Origin of the sequence: Phycicoccus sp. Root563, from assembly GCF_001427915.1 — a bacterium.
Taxonomy (GTDB): Bacteria; Actinomycetota; Actinomycetes; order Actinomycetales; family Dermatophilaceae; genus Pedococcus.
In genome coordinates, this window is the sequence record NZ_LMGM01000001.1 from 1,086,531 (window position 1) to 1,102,141 (window position 15,611).

The 15,611-nt window shown below is 71.6% G+C and carries 15 protein-coding genes; 3 read left to right on the forward strand and 12 right to left on the reverse strand.

All coding sequences use genetic code 11. The features are described 5' to 3' along the window. Nucleotides 1–245: hypothetical protein (locus ASD62_RS05070; protein WP_162254752.1), on the forward strand; the 245-nt coding region annotated here is incomplete at its 5' end. Here ASD62_RS05070 and ASD62_RS05075 read toward each other — a convergent pair. Then, on the reverse strand, nucleotides 242–769 hold the full coding sequence (locus ASD62_RS05075) for a GNAT family N-acetyltransferase (RefSeq protein WP_056915030.1): 528 nt from the start codon (nucleotides 767–769) through the stop codon (nucleotides 242–244). The two genes, ASD62_RS05070 and ASD62_RS05075, sit on opposite strands and share 4 nt — an antisense overlap. Before the next feature lie 18 nt (nucleotides 770–787). On the opposite strand from ASD62_RS05075, the gene ASD62_RS05080 reads away from it, so the two are divergent. Beyond that, a complete protein-coding gene (locus tag ASD62_RS05080) occupies nucleotides 788–1,402 on the forward strand; it encodes a bifunctional 2-polyprenyl-6-hydroxyphenol methylase/3-demethylubiquinol 3-O-methyltransferase UbiG (RefSeq protein ID WP_200956856.1) in 615 nt (204 codons plus the stop codon). Here ASD62_RS05080 and ASD62_RS05085 read toward each other — a convergent pair. The 4 genes from ASD62_RS05085 to ASD62_RS20970 form a co-directional block, all read right to left on the reverse strand. Next, on the reverse strand, nucleotides 1,383–2,231 hold the full coding sequence (locus ASD62_RS05085) for an NAD-dependent protein deacetylase (protein WP_235530634.1): 849 nt from the start codon (nucleotides 2,229–2,231) through the stop codon (nucleotides 1,383–1,385). The genes ASD62_RS05080 and ASD62_RS05085 overlap by 20 nt on opposite strands. A gap of 103 nt (nucleotides 2,232–2,334) precedes the next feature. Next, the gene (locus tag ASD62_RS05090) at nucleotides 2,335–3,582 is read right to left on the reverse strand and encodes a patatin-like phospholipase family protein (protein WP_056917173.1); all 1,248 of its coding nucleotides are present in this window, start codon (nucleotides 3,580–3,582) and stop codon (nucleotides 2,335–2,337) included. Between the two features lie 33 nt (nucleotides 3,583–3,615). Next, nucleotides 3,616–4,479 (reverse strand): hypothetical protein, encoded by an 864-nt coding sequence (locus ASD62_RS19660; RefSeq protein ID WP_235530635.1) that lies wholly within the window; start codon nucleotides 4,477–4,479, stop codon nucleotides 3,616–3,618. A gap of 65 nt (nucleotides 4,480–4,544) precedes the next feature. Continuing rightward, nucleotides 4,545–5,228, reverse strand: coding sequence for a DUF6318 family protein (locus ASD62_RS20970; protein ID WP_369818749.1), 684 nt, complete (start codon nucleotides 5,226–5,228; stop codon nucleotides 4,545–4,547). A gap of 96 nt (nucleotides 5,229–5,324) precedes the next feature. On the opposite strand from ASD62_RS20970, the gene ASD62_RS05105 reads away from it, so the two are divergent. Further along, nucleotides 5,325–6,254, forward strand: coding sequence for a LysR family transcriptional regulator (locus tag ASD62_RS05105; RefSeq protein ID WP_056915034.1), 930 nt, complete (start codon nucleotides 5,325–5,327; stop codon nucleotides 6,252–6,254). Nucleotides 6,255–6,268: 14 nt separating this feature from the next. Here the strand turns inward: ASD62_RS05105 and ASD62_RS05110 are convergent, their stop codons facing one another. The 7 genes from ASD62_RS05110 to ASD62_RS05140 all read right to left on the reverse strand — a co-directional run bounded on the left by ASD62_RS05110 (nucleotide 6,269) and on the right by ASD62_RS05140 (nucleotide 15,586). Continuing rightward, nucleotides 6,269–8,698, reverse strand: coding sequence for a ComEC/Rec2 family competence protein (locus tag ASD62_RS05110; RefSeq protein WP_056915035.1), 2,430 nt, complete (start codon nucleotides 8,696–8,698; stop codon nucleotides 6,269–6,271). Next, nucleotides 8,695–9,552: a helix-hairpin-helix domain-containing protein gene (locus ASD62_RS19665; RefSeq protein WP_235530636.1), complete on the reverse strand. Its 858-nt coding sequence runs from the start codon at nucleotides 9,550–9,552 to the stop codon at nucleotides 8,695–8,697. The genes ASD62_RS05110 and ASD62_RS19665 overlap by 4 nt, the downstream gene beginning before the upstream one ends. Nucleotides 9,553–9,849: 297 nt before the next feature. After that, entirely contained in the window at nucleotides 9,850–10,512 is a 663-nt protein-coding gene (plsY, locus tag ASD62_RS05120) for a glycerol-3-phosphate 1-O-acyltransferase PlsY (RefSeq protein ID WP_235529045.1), read from the reverse strand. Nucleotides 10,513–10,518: 6 nt separating this feature from the next. After that, nucleotides 10,519–11,457, reverse strand: coding sequence for a DegV family protein (locus tag ASD62_RS05125; protein WP_056915036.1), 939 nt, complete (start codon nucleotides 11,455–11,457; stop codon nucleotides 10,519–10,521). Nucleotides 11,458–11,466: 9 nt separating this feature from the next. Continuing rightward, nucleotides 11,467–11,958 (reverse strand): DUF1772 domain-containing protein, encoded by a 492-nt coding sequence (locus tag ASD62_RS05130; RefSeq protein WP_056915037.1) that lies wholly within the window; start codon nucleotides 11,956–11,958, stop codon nucleotides 11,467–11,469. 25 nt (nucleotides 11,959–11,983) lie between these two features. After that, nucleotides 11,984–14,881: a leucine--tRNA ligase gene (leuS, locus tag ASD62_RS05135; RefSeq protein WP_056915038.1), complete on the reverse strand. Its 2,898-nt coding sequence runs from the start codon at nucleotides 14,879–14,881 to the stop codon at nucleotides 11,984–11,986. Between the two features lie 237 nt (nucleotides 14,882–15,118). Further along, entirely contained in the window at nucleotides 15,119–15,586 is a 468-nt protein-coding gene (locus tag ASD62_RS05140) for a DUF4396 domain-containing protein (protein ID WP_235530637.1), read from the reverse strand. Nucleotides 15,587–15,611 lie beyond the last annotated feature (25 nt).

A 15,611-nucleotide genomic window follows, 5' to 3' on the forward strand; every position in this document is an offset into this window, starting at 1 on the left:
AGACGGTCAACACCACCGAGGTCGCCCACCTCACACGGCTGATGGAGGCGTACGAGGCCGAGCTCGCGAAGGTGTGCACCGGCGTCCCGCAGTGCCACACCGACGCGGGCGCGGCCACCCGGGTGGTCGACTCCCTCGACGCCTACGGCACCGACCTCGGTCACCAGTCCGTCATCGGCCACGCGCGGACCGCGGCGGCCGTCTGGCCGGAGGTGGCCAAGGCGCTGGGCCTGCCGACCGGTTAGCCGTCGGCCGTCACCCGCCGCTGGTACCAGGCCGTGTCGACCCAGCGGTCGAACTTGCGGCCCGCCTCTCGCAGCACGCCCACTTCGACGAACCCGTGCTTGCGGTGCAGGGCGATGCTCCCGTCGTTGGGCAGGGCGATCACGGCCACCTGGGTGTGCACCTGCGGGAGGGCGTCGAGGCGGGCGAGCAGCGCGGCATACAGGAGCGTGCCGAGGCCGGCCCCGCGGGCGCTCCGCGCGAGGTAGACCGACACCTCCTTGGTGCCGTCGTACGCGGGTCGGGGACGGAACGGTCCCGAGAAGGCGTAACCGAGCACCTCCCCGCCGCGAGTCGCGACGAGGACGATGTCGCTGCCGGCGGCGTGGGCGAGCTTCTCACCGAGGTAGGTCGTTCCGCGCGGCTCGGTGTCGAACGTCGCCACGGAGGTCAGCACCTCCCCGTCGTAGATCGCGGCCATCGCCGAGAGGTCCGCGGCGGTGGCGTCCCGGACGGTGGCCTCGTCGGCGGTGGCGGATTCCTTCATGTCGGCGATGCTAGGGGGATGACCGACCGGCAGCGCATGTGGGACGAACGGTATGCAGCGAGCGACCGCGTATGGAGCGCCGGCCCCAACGCCGAGGTCGAGCGCATCGTCGGCGGCTGGCAGCCGGACCGCACCGCCCAGGGTGGACGAGGCGGTCGCGCCCTCGACCTGGGCGCGGGTGAGGGACGGCACGCGGTATGGCTCGCCTCGCTCGGGTGGCGGGTCACCGCGGTCGACTTCTCGCCCGTCGGCCTGGGCAAGGGCGAGGCCGAGGCGACCCGGCGTGCGCTGCGGGTGGACTGGGTCGTCGCCGACGCGCGTTCGTGGCAGCCGCCTGAGGGTGTCCTGTTCGACCTGGTCCTCGTGGCCTACCTGCACCTGCCCGAGGACGTGCTGAGCCGCACCACACGGTGGCTCGCCCCGGGTGGTGCGCTGGTCGTCGTGGGGCACGCCCTGCGGAACCTCACCGAAGGAGTCGGCGGCCCCTCCGACCCCTCGCTGCTGCACACCCTGGAGGAGCTGCGGGTCGCCTCCGCGGGACTGTCGGTCGAGCGTTGCGAGGAGATCGTGCGCCCGACCGAGGGTGGCGACGCCATCGACGCCGTCCTGGTGGCTAGGCGACCAGCCGACTGACCAGCTCGGTCAACGTGGGTCCCAGTGGGGCATCGACCTGGACGGTCGCCTCGGCGTCACCGCGGGTTGCCCCGCGCGTGATGATCACGACCGGTATGCCGCGTGCGGCCGCCCGCCGCACGAACCGGTAGCCACTCATCACCTTGAGGCTCGAGCCCAGGACGAGCAGCACGTCCGCCTCCTCGGTGAGGCGAAAACAGTGCTCCACCAACGGCTTCGGCACCGACTCACCGAAGAAGACGACGTCCGGCTTGAGGGTGTCGTGCTGGCAGACGAGGCAGAGCGGGACGATGAAGTCCTGCACGTCGAGCTCGTTGAGGGCGATGTCGCCGTCGGGCCGGATCTCGTTGCTCGTGACCTCGAACGACGGGTTCGTCAGCCGCATGCGCTCGTCGAGGTCCCACCGGCTCGAGCGGTCGCCACAGGTGAGACAGACGACCCTGGCGAGGGCGCCGTGGAGCTCGGTCACCTCCGTCGTGCCGGACTGCTGGTGGAGGCCGTCCACGTTCTGCGTGATGACGGGACCGAGGTAGCCGCCACGCTGCAGGGTGGTGACGGCCTCGTGCCCTGCGTTCGGACGGGCGAGGTTGAACCGCTGCCAGCCGACGTAGCTACGGGCCCAGTAGCGCTGCCGCGCCTCGGACGACCTGACGAACTCGGAGTACTGCATGGGCGTCACCCGGCGGTTGCCGTCCGGGCCGCGGTAGTCGGGGATCCCGGACTCGGTGGAGATGCCGGCACCGGTCAGGGTGAGGACGTTCCCGTGTCCGAGGAGGTCGACCACCGCATCGAGGTCGGTCCGCCGGCTCGCACGGGTCGTCTCGGTCACCACCACAGGTTACGTGGGCTGGACGGTGTGTGCTCGGCGCGCTCCCGTGCCCGGGGCTCCGGTGGCACGCGAGGGCTGGGTGCCGTGGCGCCGAGCCGCGCTCTCACGTGCGACCGAGCAGGGTGCGCCTGGCGGAGTCGTGGAGGGCCCGGGTCGCCACCCCCACGTCCGCCACCTCGGGGTGCGGCGGCACGGCGGGGACGTCGCGAGCGATGAGCTCGGGTGCGTGGCTGCGCACCTGCGCCTCCGCGACCATGTAGCCGTGCCGCTCGAGGATCTGCTGCTCCTGCGTCGAGAACGAGTCGAGGTCGGTGCGGACGGCGTTGATGAGCTCGGCGACCTCACGCGGGTAGCAACCGGGTGCCGCTGTGTCGAGGGCCCAGGCGGTGCCACCGAGGACCCCGCGGTGGTAGCCCGCCTGGAGCCACCGGCCGCGGACCGACTGGCCGCCGCTGGTGGCGATCCCCAGGATCCGGAGCATCCGGCCGTGGATGGTGCGTTCGGTGCGGGCGCGGAAGACGCCGCCACCGTCGCTGACCAGGACTGTGCTGTGTGACTTCCAGACGGGCTCGAGCCCGAGGTTGTCGTAGACGCCACCGTCCGTGAGCCGGATGTGCTGCTGGATGCGCCGGCGCTCCTGCGGTGACTCGAGACCCGCGTGCCCACCGGTCAGCCGCATCGGTTCGCCGTCGAACACCATCGGGGCGAAGAACGGTGGGAAGGCGCAGGAGGCCGCCACGATGTCGGCGATGCGCACGGAGGCCGGCGGCGCGGCATACCCCAGGCGGTAGTCCCCGACGCGCCCGTGCGGTGCGTGCGCCGTGGGGTCCTCGAAGACCCAGTTGACGCCATAGGCGATCTCCGTGGCGCCGGTGATGATCGCAGGGCCGGCGATCGCGTTGTCGCGCAACGGGATCGACCACCAGTCGATCTCGGACGCCAGCTCGTCGGACAAGGCTCTGACGGCTGCGTCGTCGGTGAGCCAGTGCCACGGCTTGAGCTTGGCCAGCAGGGCCGCGGTCCGGATGTTGCGGGAGGTGAGGCGGCGCAACGGTGTGGCCACCAGCTCGTCGAACCCCCCGACCCGCTCCCCCGCCGACCGGTCCGCCGGGAACTCGAGCCTGGCGTCGGCGAGCAGGTTCGCGACGAGGGATCCGCCCGAGACGCCGCTGATGGTGTCGAGCTGGCTGAGGATGCCGAGCTCGTCGAGCCGTCGAACCGCACCGAGGTGGAACAGCGCCGCCCGGTAGCCACCGCCAGAGAGACAGAGGGCTTTGCCCCGCCGATGGCTCGACGTGGTGATGACGTCGTCGAGGGTGGCGTGGCTGGTGGCGGTGGGCTCGTGGTTCATCGTGCGACCGATGAAACCAGAGGTCGCCGACACTCAGTGGTCGACGAGCCGGGCCTCGGCCTCGCGGACCTGGAGGGTGGTGACCGGCTCGTTCTGGAGGTCGGCGACGGCGTTGATGGGCGTCCACGGGCCGCCGTTGACGCGGTACTGGCCGGTCAGCTGCGAGTCGACCGTGACCTTGGCAGCCCGATCGGTCGACGTGTAGGTGTGCCGGATCTTCCCGTCGGGGTACACCCCTCCGGCATCGGTGACCTGACCGCTGCTGCTGCCGTCGCCGTAGTGGAACTCGTACGAGCGTGGCGCGATCTTGAACTCCACCGACCAGGACAAGAGCTTCACCGGGGCGCTGACTTCGCCCGGCTGGAGGCCGGCGTCACCCGGCCAGGTCGCGCGGAAGTACGTCGGGAGGTTGACCAGGGTGACGTTGCCGGCAGGCTGGATCGCGACGCGTGGCTTGGAGAACGGCAGCTGCCTGAACGCCGTCTGGATCTGGCCCATGGTCGGGATCGCCGGGGGTGCCGGGACGCCCGGAGGAAGGGCGTCAAGGCCGCACAGGGTGTTGACGGTCGTCCACGCCGCGTCGGGGTTGGACCTCGGGCGCGACTGCACCCAGTACAGGACGTCGTCGGACGGCGGGTTCCGGAAGGAGCAGGCCGTCATGGCGTACGAGCAGTTGGTCTCCTCGCCCCCGGCCGTGTCCGAGATGCGTGCCGGCCTGCATGCCAGGACGACCTTGTAGACGAACTTGCTCCGCGTGGACGAGATCGGTTCGACTCCGGAGCTGGCCCGGGTCGGCTCCTGCTGGGGCACGGTGTCCTCGCCATAGATGTTGGCGTACTGACGGTCGATACCGGCCGACGGCGATGGTGACGGCGTGTCTGCGCTGGCAGCATCCACCACCACAAACTGCAGGACACTCGCCAAAACCAGCGCGGCGATCCCGCCCCCGGACCTTCGCCAACTCACCGGATCAATTCCGACTTCTCGACACGCCACCCGTCTCGCCAGGCCAACGTGTGCCTGAAGTTGAGTCTCTCCTCACCGAGCTTGCTCACGGTTACCCCCTCCTGATCCACGATCCTCCCGCCGGCATTAGTCACAAGGACCTCCACGATCGGCCGGGTGTTCGACGAGCTGGGATCCAATTGGGATGCCCCGAGGGTGAACGAGCGCTTCTCTTGGTGTTGCCCTTTGGCCGCACGCTCATCGACCACCTTGATGAGGCGTGTGCATGCGTTGCAGCTTCTTAGGGACAGAGCAGTGATCTCTGCCGAGCTCCCAGCAACCATCGCAGCGTCCATGCTCTCGGTGTAGAACCGGGCGAAGGCTTCGGCGCCTTCGGGGGTCTTCTTGCTGGCGGCCGGCGGTACGGCCACCGTGGCCGAGGTCGAGCTCGGAGTGCCCGTCGTGCTCGACGACGGAGCCGACGTCGTGCTGGCCGACGAGGACGTTGAGGTCGCAGATGTCGTCCCTGGCGGTGACTCCCCGCCACCGGTGCACCCGGCCACGAGCGCTCCCCCGAGCGCCACCGCAACCACGAAACCCGTTCGTCGTGAACGCACGCAACTCCCCTTTGCCGTCCCCGGATCACCCGCAGCGATGCGGCCGATCGCATGGATTCTACGGATTTCGACCGTTTGGGCCATCCCGTCATCCACAGGCCCCGACCCCCACCCGGCCAGCACTCATCACCATTGCATCATCAACTACTGGCTTCGATAACTTTCGGTTATGATCGCCCCATGATTGACGCTGCCGGCCTGCGGGTCATGAAGGCCATCGCCGACGAAGGAAGCTTCACCGGCGCCGCCCTGTCGCTGGGGTACTCCCAGCCCGCCATCTCGCAGATGGTCCGCCGCCTCGAGCAGCGCACAGGCACCGTCCTGGTCGAACGCGTGGGCCGCAACGTCCGCCTCACCGAGGCAGGTCAGGTCCTCGCCCGCCACGCCGTCGCAGTCCTCTCCGCGCTCGACGCCGCCGAGGAGGAGGTCGCCGCGATCGCCGGCCTGCGCGCCGGGCGAGTTCGGCTCATGGCCTTCCCCTCGAGCTCGGCGACGCTGGTCCCCCGCGCCCTCGCCCTCGTCAAGCAGCGGTTCCCCGATGTCCAGGTCACCTTCACCGAGGCAGAGCCGCCCGAGTCGCTGGCGGCCCTCAAGGCCGGTGAGTGCGACCTCGCTGTTGCCTTCGCGTACGAGGGCACCGACGTCGGCCGGGGCGAGGAGGACATGGACCTCTTCGTGACGCACAAGCTGCTCGACGACGAGGTCCGCCTCGCCCTGCCCCGGACCCACCCGCTGGCGGACCGCGACGGCATCGAGCTCTCCGCTCTGGCCACCGAGAACTGGATCGCCGGCTGCCCCCGCTGTCGCGGCCACCTCCTGCAGATGTGTGCCAACGAGGGCTTCACGCCGAACGTCGGCTTCGAGACCGAGGACTACGTCGCCGTCCTCGGCCTGGTCGCGGAGGGCCTCGGTGTCGCCCTGATCCCCGACCTGATCCTGCGCACCGCCAACCACCACGACGTGGTGACCCTGCCGATCACGCCCTCCTCGCGCCGGACCATCAGCGTCGTCACCACCGCGGACCTGCAGCGGGTGCCCGCGGTCCAGGCCACCATCGATGCCCTCTGCGAGGCCGCCAAGGCGAAGCCGCGGGTCCTCGCGAGCAACTGACCGGTCCCGCCGGCTCACCGTCGGCGCCACGTCACTCCGACCGACCCGCCGTCGGCGACCACTGCGACGTCACCCCGCTGGTCAGTCCGGAAGACGGCTGATCCGTTGCGCCGCAACACCTCCAGCGCCTTCGGTGACGGGTGACCGTAGTCGTTGTCCTTGCCGACGCTGATCACGGCGACGGGCGCAGCCACCGTTGCCATGAGGTCCTCGTCGAGGTTGCCCGAACCGTGGTGCGCCACCTTGACCACGTCGAACCCGGCTGCCCGCGCGCTCATCGTGGGGTCTCGCCGAAGGGCGAGCAGCACCGCGTGGGCGGCCTCACGTTCGACGTCACCGAGCAGGAGCAGGTCGACCGGCCCGGACCGCACCGCCAGGACGACGCTCGCGTTGTTGGGGACCGAACCCGTCGACAGCCGCCGTTGCGGCCACCACACGTCCGCGGTCACCCCCGGCCAGGCCAGGTGGTCACCAGCCACCACCTCCCGCAGGGGTATGCCGCGTGCCCGCGCCCACTGCCCCACCTCCTTCCACTGGTGGTCGGGCTCGCGGACCGGGGTGCTCAGCACCTCGCGCACCTCGCGACCCGCGATGGCGCCGGGGAGACCGTCGACGTGGTCGGCGTGGAAGTGGGTCAGCACGACCGAGTCGAGCACCTCGACGTGGAGCCTGCGCAGGCAGTGGTCGATCGCGGCCGGGTCGGGTCCGGCGTCGACGAGCACGGCATGGCGGGATGTCGTGGCCAGCACCAACCCGTCCCCCTGCCCGACGTCGCAGGCGACGAACCGCCACCCTGGCGCCGGCCAGGTCACCGTCGAGGTCGGGGCTGCTGCAGCGAGCACCAGGAGGGCAGCCGACAGCATCGCGACCGGCCGGGTCCGTGCGGCGTGCGCCCACCACCGTCCGGACGAGATGACGGCGACCGTGACGACGGCGAGGAGGACCGCGCCGAAGGCCCCGTCGGGCCATGGCATCGTGCCGCCCGGGACGGTTGCGCAGGTGCGGGCGATCCACGCGATCCCTTCGGCGGGCAGGGCGCCCAGCCAGCACAGGCCTGTCGCACCCAAGAGCCACAGCGGTGCGACCAGGGCAGCGGCGACACCACAGACGGTCGCCGGTGCGACGAGGGGCGCCGCCAGCAGGTTGGCCAGCACTCCGACCACCGAGACGCTTCCCTGCAGCAGGACCACGACCGGGGCACACATCGCCTGGGCCGCGACGGGGATGGCGATCGCCGGCCCCCAGGACCGGAACCGTCCCGGCAGCCGGCGCCCGATGGCCTCGCCCCACGAGCGGGTGAACAGCAGCAGGCCGAGGGTGGCCAGCGTCGACAGGGCGAACCCGTAGGAGCGCGACAGCCACGGGTCGACGACGAGCAGCACCAGCACGGCGGCGGACAGCACCGGGATGCCTGCCGCCCGACGCGACCTGCTCAACCCGATCAGGCCGATCGCGCCCATCGTCGCCGCGCGGATGACACTCGGCTCGGGGCGCGCGAGGACGACGAAGCCGGCCAGGGCGATCCACGCGACGTACGGCCGCCAGCGACGTCGCACCCCGAGCAGTCCGGCCCCGCCGAGGGCGAACGCCAGGACGATCGCCACGTTGCTGCCCGAGACGGCACTCAGGTGGGTCATGCCGGTGGCGAGCATGGCCTCGGTCAGGTCGTCGGGCGTGCGGCTGGTGTCGCCGATGACCAGAGCGGGCAGCAGGCCCCGCGCGTCAGCGGGCAGGGGTGAGGCAGCGGTGCGCAGCCCGGAGCGCAACCGGTCGGCGCCGGTCTCGACCGTGCCGGGCGAGGACGTCGTGGAAGGACCGCCGATCGGCCGGATCACGGCGATGACGTCGTCACCTGCCTCGGCCGGGACGAGCTTGCCCCGCACCCGGAGGCCTTCGCGCCACCGGACGCGCTCCCACCGTTCGTCGCCCATCACCAGCACCGGGCTGCGCACGTCGGAGCGCTCCCCGCGGGCCGTCACCCGCGTGGCGGTGAGGCGGAAGCGGACCGTCACGGCATCGCGTCCCGGCAGGGTGCGGACCGTCGGCTCGGTCGCGACCAGTCCGTCGACCGTCACGACCGCGTGGTCCCGGGCCAGGGCACCCAGCGGTCCGGCCGCCCGGGAGGCCAGGTGACCGGCCGTCGAGACCGCCACGAGCGCCACCCCCGCCAACGAGAGCCCAATCGCCCGGAGCCAGGTGGACGAAGCGCCGGGGCGCGCGCCGGGCCAGCCACGACCCTGGACGCCACCACCCTCGCGCCCAGGACGACCCAGGGCAGCGAGCCCTGCCAGGCCTGCCGCCACCACCCCGACCACCGCCAAGGTCCTGACCGACCAGAACAGCACCGACGCCGTGAACGCCCAGGCGACGAGCGCCGGGGCGAGCAGGCGCAGGTCAGGACCGGGGGCCGGGGTGCTGACAGGGTCATGGACCCGCGCGCTCACACGGTCACCCTGGGTTGGAGCTGCGCGAAGATCTTCTCGCCGATGCCGCTCACCTCTCCGAGCTCGTCGACCGACGCGAACCTGCCGTGCTCCGTGCGCCAGTCGAGGATGCGTTGGGCCAGCACCGGGCCGACGCCGGGCAGCTCCTCGAGCTCGGCGGCGGTCGCCCGGTTGAGGTCGACCTTGGCGCCGGGCGCACCGGCCGCACCCGTGCCCCCGCCAGTCGCTCCACCGCCCGGACCGCTGCCCGGACCGCTGCCCGACCCGGCACCGCCGACGTTGCCTGTGCCCGCCCCCGCGGGCAGGGCGGACTCACCCGATTTGGGGATCCGGATCTGTTCGCCATCCACCAGCAGCCGTGCGAGATTCACCGCGGCCAGGTCTGCACCGCGGACCGCGCCCCCGGCCCGGGCCACGGCATCGGCGACCCGTGAGCCGGCGGGGAGCGTGATGACCCCGGGCTTCCTCACCTGGCCGACCACGTGGACCGTCAGGGTGGTCGCCGCGCGGTCGGTGCCGGGTGGGCCGCCACCGCCCGAGGCCGTGCTGGACGAGGCGAAACCGGTCGCCCCCGCTGCACGCCCCACGACTGCGGACCCGGGTTCGGCCGGTGCGACGACCTCGGGAGCGCTGGCCGCTCGCGCCCAGGCAACGCGCACCCCGAACCCGACCGCGGCGACCACCACGACGATGAGCAGCCCCGCGACGGCGGCACGAGGACCGCTCAGCCGCGCGCCCACGAGCGACTGGGGCAGGGCGAAGAACCGCGGGCCCGGGGGCGTCGGTCGACGGTGCCGACCACCCGTCGAGGGCCGCTGCGGCGTGCGTCGGTCGACAGCAGGCGGACCCCCCACGTCCTCGAGCCAGTCACGGTCGGGCTGCCACGGGGTGACCGGTGGGGCCGCCGACGTGCCCCCAGCCCGCGGAGGGTCAGCCGTGCCCCCAGCCGGCGGAGGGTCAGCCGTGCCCCCAGCCGGCGGAGGGTCAGCCGTGCCCCGAGCCGGAAGGGCGCTGCCGGAGGCGAGCAGGGCCCGCAGTCGTGGAGAGGGCTCGGGCGGGCGGCGGCGCAACGGCATACGGGCACGCTAGGAAGCCCATCGCGGCGGGCCGAACCCGACGGCCGGTCGCTGTGGACAGGGATCGCGGGGAGCTCAGGCTGTGGACGAGGAGCCGTCGCCGGACGTCGCGTCGCGACGGGCCGAGATCCACAGCTCGATGTTGCGCCGGTGGCGGTAGATGACGAGCAGGGCCAGCACGACGCACCAGGCACCGGTGTCGCGCGAGCCGAACGGCACCCACCGCAGCCACGACACCAGGCCGAGGGCGAGGAGCAGCAGGCAGGCCGAGACGGACGCCCCCGCGACCCACCGCAGCCGCCACACGAGCAGCACGAAAACCAGCACCATGACCAGCCCGAACCACGGCTCGACGGCGAGGATCGCCCCCAACGACGTCGCCACGCCCTTGCCGCCCTGGCCCTTGAGGAACGGCGACCAGATGTGGCCGAGCACGACCGCGAGCCCGACGACGAGCGCGGTGACGGCACCGAGGAAGTGCGCCGCGAGCAGGACCGGCAGCAGCCCCTTGAGGACGTCGAGGACGCCGACCACGACACCCCAGCGGGCGCCGAGGACGCGGCCTGCGTTCGTCGCCCCGGGGTTGCCCGAACCCGACGACCGCAGGTCCTTGCCCAGGAGCCTGGCGAGGATGGTCGCCGGGTTGACCGCCCCCACGACGAAGGCCACCGCCGCGGCGATCGGTACCTTGGCGAGCTCCCAGAAGGAGGCGTGCCCGAGCGTGACGAGGGTGTCCACGACGGCTCAGGCCTCCACCGGGGGCTGGCCGTCGGCCGCCGACGCGGAGCGCGGGGAGGGCTCCGCCTCGGAATGCGTGGAGGGCTCCGCCGCAGGGCGCGGGGAGACCGCCACCGCCAGCGTTCCCGGACCGACGTGCGCCCCCACGACGGCACCGAGCTCGACGACCGACACCTCGTGGGCGCTCTCCACCCGCGACCGCAGCCGCTCGGCGAGGTCCTCGGCGCGGGCGGCGGAGTCGAGGTGGTGCACCGCGATGTCGACGCCGGACCCATCTCCCGACGACGTGGCCGCAGAGACCGCGATCTCCTCCAGCCGGGCCAGGGCGCGGGTCGAGGTGCGGACCTTCTCCAGCGGCCGGATGCGTCCGTCGACGAGCTCGAGGATCGGCTTGATCGCCAGCGCCGACCCGAGGAAGGCCGAGGCCGATCCGATCCGGCCGCCACGCCGCAGGTGCTCCAGGGTGTCCACGTAGAACACGACTCGGGCCCCGGCAGCGCGTGAAAGTGCTTGTGCCGCAACCTCGTCCAGCGAGGCGCCCGCGTCAGCGAGCAGAGCCGCCGACACGACGCCATACCCCATCGCCATGCCGAGGGAGCGCGAGTCGACCACGCGCACGGGCACCGGGGACTGCTTCGCCGCGAGGTGGGCGGACTCGACGGTCGAGGACATGTCGGCCGAGATGTGCACCGACACAACACCGTCCGCTCCCCCGGCAGCAGCCTTCTCGTACGCCTCGAGGAACGCCTGGGGTGACGGCCGTGACGTCGACACCGGCCGGAACGCGCGCAGTGCCGTGGCCACCTGGGCGGTCGTCACGTCGACACCCTCGCTGAACTCGGTGCCGCCGATCACCACGTGCAGGGGCACGACCTGGATGCCGTGGGCGTCGACGACCGACTGCGGCAGGTAGGCCGTGGAGTCGGTGACGATGGCGACGGACACGTCCGAAGGCTACCCGCGCAGGGCAGCCGCGAGCAGCACCGCCGAGCCGAGGGCCAGCACGACCCGGACGTGGTTCCAACGGGTCCACGACACCCGGTATGCCGCCCACTCACCGGCGGCGCCCGGATCGCCCGCGTCGAGCGTGGCCAGGGCGTTGTTGCGGGGGACGTTCGCAGCTGCGGTGACGACGAACGCGAGCACCCCGAGGACCGCACCCGCCAGCACGAGGGCACGCGACTGGCCCACGGGAGAGCCCTCCACACCCCAGCCGGCCAGGACCGCCACCGCGGACACGAGGGAACCCACCGGCGACACCATCAGCGGCACCATGAGCAGGCTGCGGGGCGCGTCCTCGTTGATGCGCTGCATCGCCCGGATCCCCTCCGGCGGGTCGAGCCGCCCGAGGGACCGCACGACGAACGCGGAGAACGAGAACAGCGCCCCCGAGAGCAGGGCCGAGGCCAGCGCGGTCAGCGCCACGACGACCTCGACCCAGCTCATCGGACCGGAGACCTGGACCGGCGACCTAGACCGGGACCACGTTGACGAGCTTGGGCGCCCGCACGATGACCGTGCGGATGCCCCCCTCGGTCGCGGCGACGACCTTCGGGAGGGCCAGCACCTGCTCGCGCAGGGCGTCCTCGCTGATGTCGGCCGGGACCTCGAGGCGGTCGCGCACCTTGCCCTTGATCTGCACGACGCAGGTGACGGTGTCCTCGACCAGCAGGGCGGGATCGGCCACCGGGAAGGCCTCGAACGTCACCGTCTCCTCGTGCCCCAACCGGGACCACAGCTCCTCGGCGATGTGCGGCGCCAGCGGCGCCGTCATGACGACGAGCTTCTCCGCGGCCTCGCGCGGCACTGCGTCCAGCTTGGTCAAGGCGTTGTTCAGCTCGATCAGGCGGGCGATGGCCGTGTTGAACCCCAGCGTCGGGAAGTCGCGCGACACGGCGTCGATGGTCTTGTGCAGGGCCCGGGCCGTCGCGTCGTCCAGGGCCGCGTCGACGACCCGCACCTCACCGGTCTCCTCGTCGATCACGTTGCGCCACAGGCGCTGCAGGAAGCGCTGTGCACCGACGACGGCTCGCGTCTCCCACGGCTTGCTGAGCTCCAACGGTCCCATGGACATCTCGTAGACGCGCAGGGTGTCGGCTCCGTACTGCTCGCACATCTCGTCCGGGCTCACGACGTTGCCGAGCGACTTGCCGATCTTGCCGAACTCGCGGGTGACCGGCTTGCCCTGCCACGTGTAGGACGGCTCGCCCCCGGCGTGGTCGGGCACCTCGACGACCTCGGTCGCCTGGACGATCTGGCCGCGGTCGTCACGGTAGGCCGGAGCCTGGATGTACCCCTGCGAGAAGTACTTCCGGAACGGCTCGTCGCTGCTGACGTGGCCCAGGTCGTACAGCACCTTGTGCCAGAAGCGGGCGTAGAGCAGGTGCAGCACCGCGTGCTCGACACCACCGATGTAGAGGTCGACGCCACCGGGGTCGGTCACGCCCGCGGGCGCACCGTCGACCGGCGTCTCCCGCGGACCCATCCAGTAGCTCTCGTTCTCCGGGTCCACGAACGCCGCGTCGTTGGCCGGGTCGAGGTAGCGCAGGTAGTACCAGCACGAGCCCGCCCAGTTGGGCATGGTGTTGGTCTCGCGACGGTACTTCTGCACCCCACGGCCGTCACCCAGGTCGAGCTCGACCTCGACCCACTCGCGCGCCCGACCCAGAGGCGGCTCGGGCTGCGAGGAGGCGTCATCGGGCTCGAAGGTCTTGGGAGAGTAGTCGGGGACGTCCGGCAGCTCCACCGGCAGCATCGACTCGGGCACCGCGTGCGCGACACCGTCCTCGTCGAAGACGATGGGGAACGGCTCCCCCCAGTAGCGCTGCCGGCTGAACAGCCAGTCGCGCAGCTTGTAGTTGACGGTGCCCTCACCGAGTCCCTTGCCGGACAACCAGTCGATGATCGCGGCTTTGGCCTCGGCGATCGGCAGGCCGTCCAGCGAGATCTCGTCGTTCGAGGAGTTGATCGCTGCACCCTGGCCCGTGAACGCCTGGTCCTCCGGGTGGCCCTCGGTCGGCTGGACGGTCCGGATGACCGGCAGCTCGTACTTCGCCGCGAAGTCCCAGTCGCGCTCGTCCTGACCGGGGACCGCCATGATGGCGCCGGTGCCGTACCCCATGAGGACGTAGTCGGCGATGAAGACCGGAACCTGTTGCCCGTTCACGGGATTCGTCGCGAAGGCACCGGTGAAGACACCGGTCTTGTCCTTGCCCTCGGTCTGTCGCTCGAGGTCGCTCTTGCGCGACGCCGCCAGCCGGTATGCCGCGACGGCAGCGGCCGGCGACCCCTCGCCCGCCGTCCAGGCGGGGTTCGTCCCGGAAGCCCACTCGCCGGCCGGGACCAGCGAGTCGACGAGCGGGTGCTCGGGGGCGAGCACCATGAAGGTGGCGCCGAACAGCGTGTCGGGACGGGTCGTGAAGACCTCGATCGCGGCGTCGTGCCCGACGACCGGGAACCTCACGTGTGCACCCTGGCTGCGCCCGATCCAGTTGCGCTGCATGGCCTTGACCTTCTCCGGCCAGTCCACGCGGTCCAGGTCGTCGGCGAGACGGTCCGAGTAGGAGGTGATGCGCATCATCCACTGGCGCAGGTTGGTCTTGAAGACGGGGAAGTTGCCCCGCTCCGAGCGCCCGTCGTTGGTGACCTCCTCGTTGGACAGCACAGTGCCCAGTCCGGGGGCCCAGTTGACCGGCGCCTCCGAGGTGTAGGCCAGCCGGAAGTCGTCCAGCACGGCGGAGCGCTCCACGGGCGCGAGGGACGCCCAGTCCCCGCCCCCGGGGACGGCACGAGCCCCCGAGGCGAACTCCTGCACCAGCTCGTCGATCGGGCGGGCCCGACCCACGCCACCGTCGGGCCGCACGGCTTCGGGGTCGTACCAGGAGTTGAAGATCTGCAGGAAGATCCACTGGGTCCACTTGTAGTAGCCCGGGTCGATCGTCGCGATCGTGCGGCGGTCGTCGTGCCCCAGCCCCAGCCGGCGCAGCTGGCGCTTCATGACGACCATGTTCTCCTCGGTCGTCTTGCGGGGGTGCTGGCCCGTGCGCACCGCATACTGCTCCGCGGGAAGGCCGAACGCGTCGTAGCCCAGGCAGTGCAGGACGTTCTTGCCGGTCATCCGGTGGTAGCGCGCGAAGACGTCGGTGGCGATGTAGCCCAGGGGGTGGCCCACGTGCAGCCCGGCGCCGCTGGGATAGGGGAACATGTCGAGGACGAGCAGCTTCTCGCGGTCGGCCACCTTCTCCGGCTCGGCCCAGGGACCGGCGGGGTTGGGCGCGTGGAAGGTGCCCTCCTCCTGCCAGCGGTCCTGCCAGGCCAGCTCGATCTGCTGGGCCAGCTCGGCGGTGTAGCGGTGCGGCGTCTCGCTCATCTCATCCTCGTGTCGTGTCGCGTCTGGCGGACGGGGGCTGCTCTCGCTGCGGGTACCCACAGCAGGTGGTACTCACAACAAAGCCCCTCGCGGTGGAGGGGCTGGCCGCGGTGGCCTCGGTGATCCGGGGGCCAACGCGGCTATCGAAGGAGGAGCTGCCGTGCCATGCAGCTAGGTTAGCGCAGGCCAGCAGGGGTGGAGCAGGTGCACACGCGTGCCGGGTGGTTGCCCGAGCCGTCAGTGGTGCAGCCCGTGGACCACGGCGTGGCCCCGCCCACGGGAGATGAGCCACCGGTTGACCGGCACCGTGACGACGAACGCGATGGCGAGCGAGGCCACCAGCGACGCCCAGAACAACCAGCTGGCCAGCCCGGCGTCCAGGGCACCCGGGACGACGAGGATGAACCCGTTGTCGACGACCTCCATCACCGAGATCGACACCGTGTCCGCCGCGAGCGCGACACCGAGGGCGGCCCGCAGCGCGAGGCCCGAGCCGAGCACCGAGCGCATCGTGAGCCCGTACCCGAAGACGAACGCCAGGACGACCGACAGCAGGACGGTCCCGAGGTTGTGCAGGTCGAGGGCGGTGCCGATGACCATCCCCAGCACCTCCCCGATGGCACAGCCCGTGAGGCAGTGCAGCGTGGCTGCCGTCGCCTGGCTCCAGAGCGACCCGCCGGGGTGGTGCATCGTGTGGGTGTCCATGGTCCGGGCAACGATACCCCCGGGG

Bases quoted from the DNA above. Each gene is read 5' to 3' on its own strand.
- ASD62_RS05105 (WP_056915034.1), top strand. From the start codon at position 5,325: ATGATTGACGCTGCCGGCCTGCGGGTCATGAAGGCCATCGCCGACGAA.
- ASD62_RS05090 (WP_056917173.1), bottom strand. From the start codon at position 3,582: ATGAACCACGAGCCCACCGCCACCAGCCACGCCACCCTCGACGACGTC.
- ASD62_RS05140 (WP_235530637.1), bottom strand. From the start codon at position 15,586: ATGGACACCCACACGATGCACCACCCCGGCGGGTCGCTCTGGAGCCAG.
- ASD62_RS05080 (WP_200956856.1), top strand. From the start codon at position 788: ATGACCGACCGGCAGCGCATGTGGGACGAACGGTATGCAGCGAGCGAC.
- ASD62_RS05130 (WP_056915037.1), bottom strand. From the start codon at position 11,958: ATGAGCTGGGTCGAGGTCGTCGTGGCGCTGACCGCGCTGGCCTCGGCC.
- ASD62_RS05075 (WP_056915030.1), bottom strand. From the start codon at position 769: ATGAAGGAATCCGCCACCGCCGACGAGGCCACCGTCCGGGACGCCACC.
- leuS (WP_056915038.1), bottom strand. From the start codon at position 14,881: ATGAGCGAGACGCCGCACCGCTACACCGCCGAGCTGGCCCAGCAGATC.
- ASD62_RS20970 (WP_369818749.1), bottom strand. From the start codon at position 5,228: ATGGCCCAAACGGTCGAAATCCGTAGAATCCATGCGATCGGCCGCATC.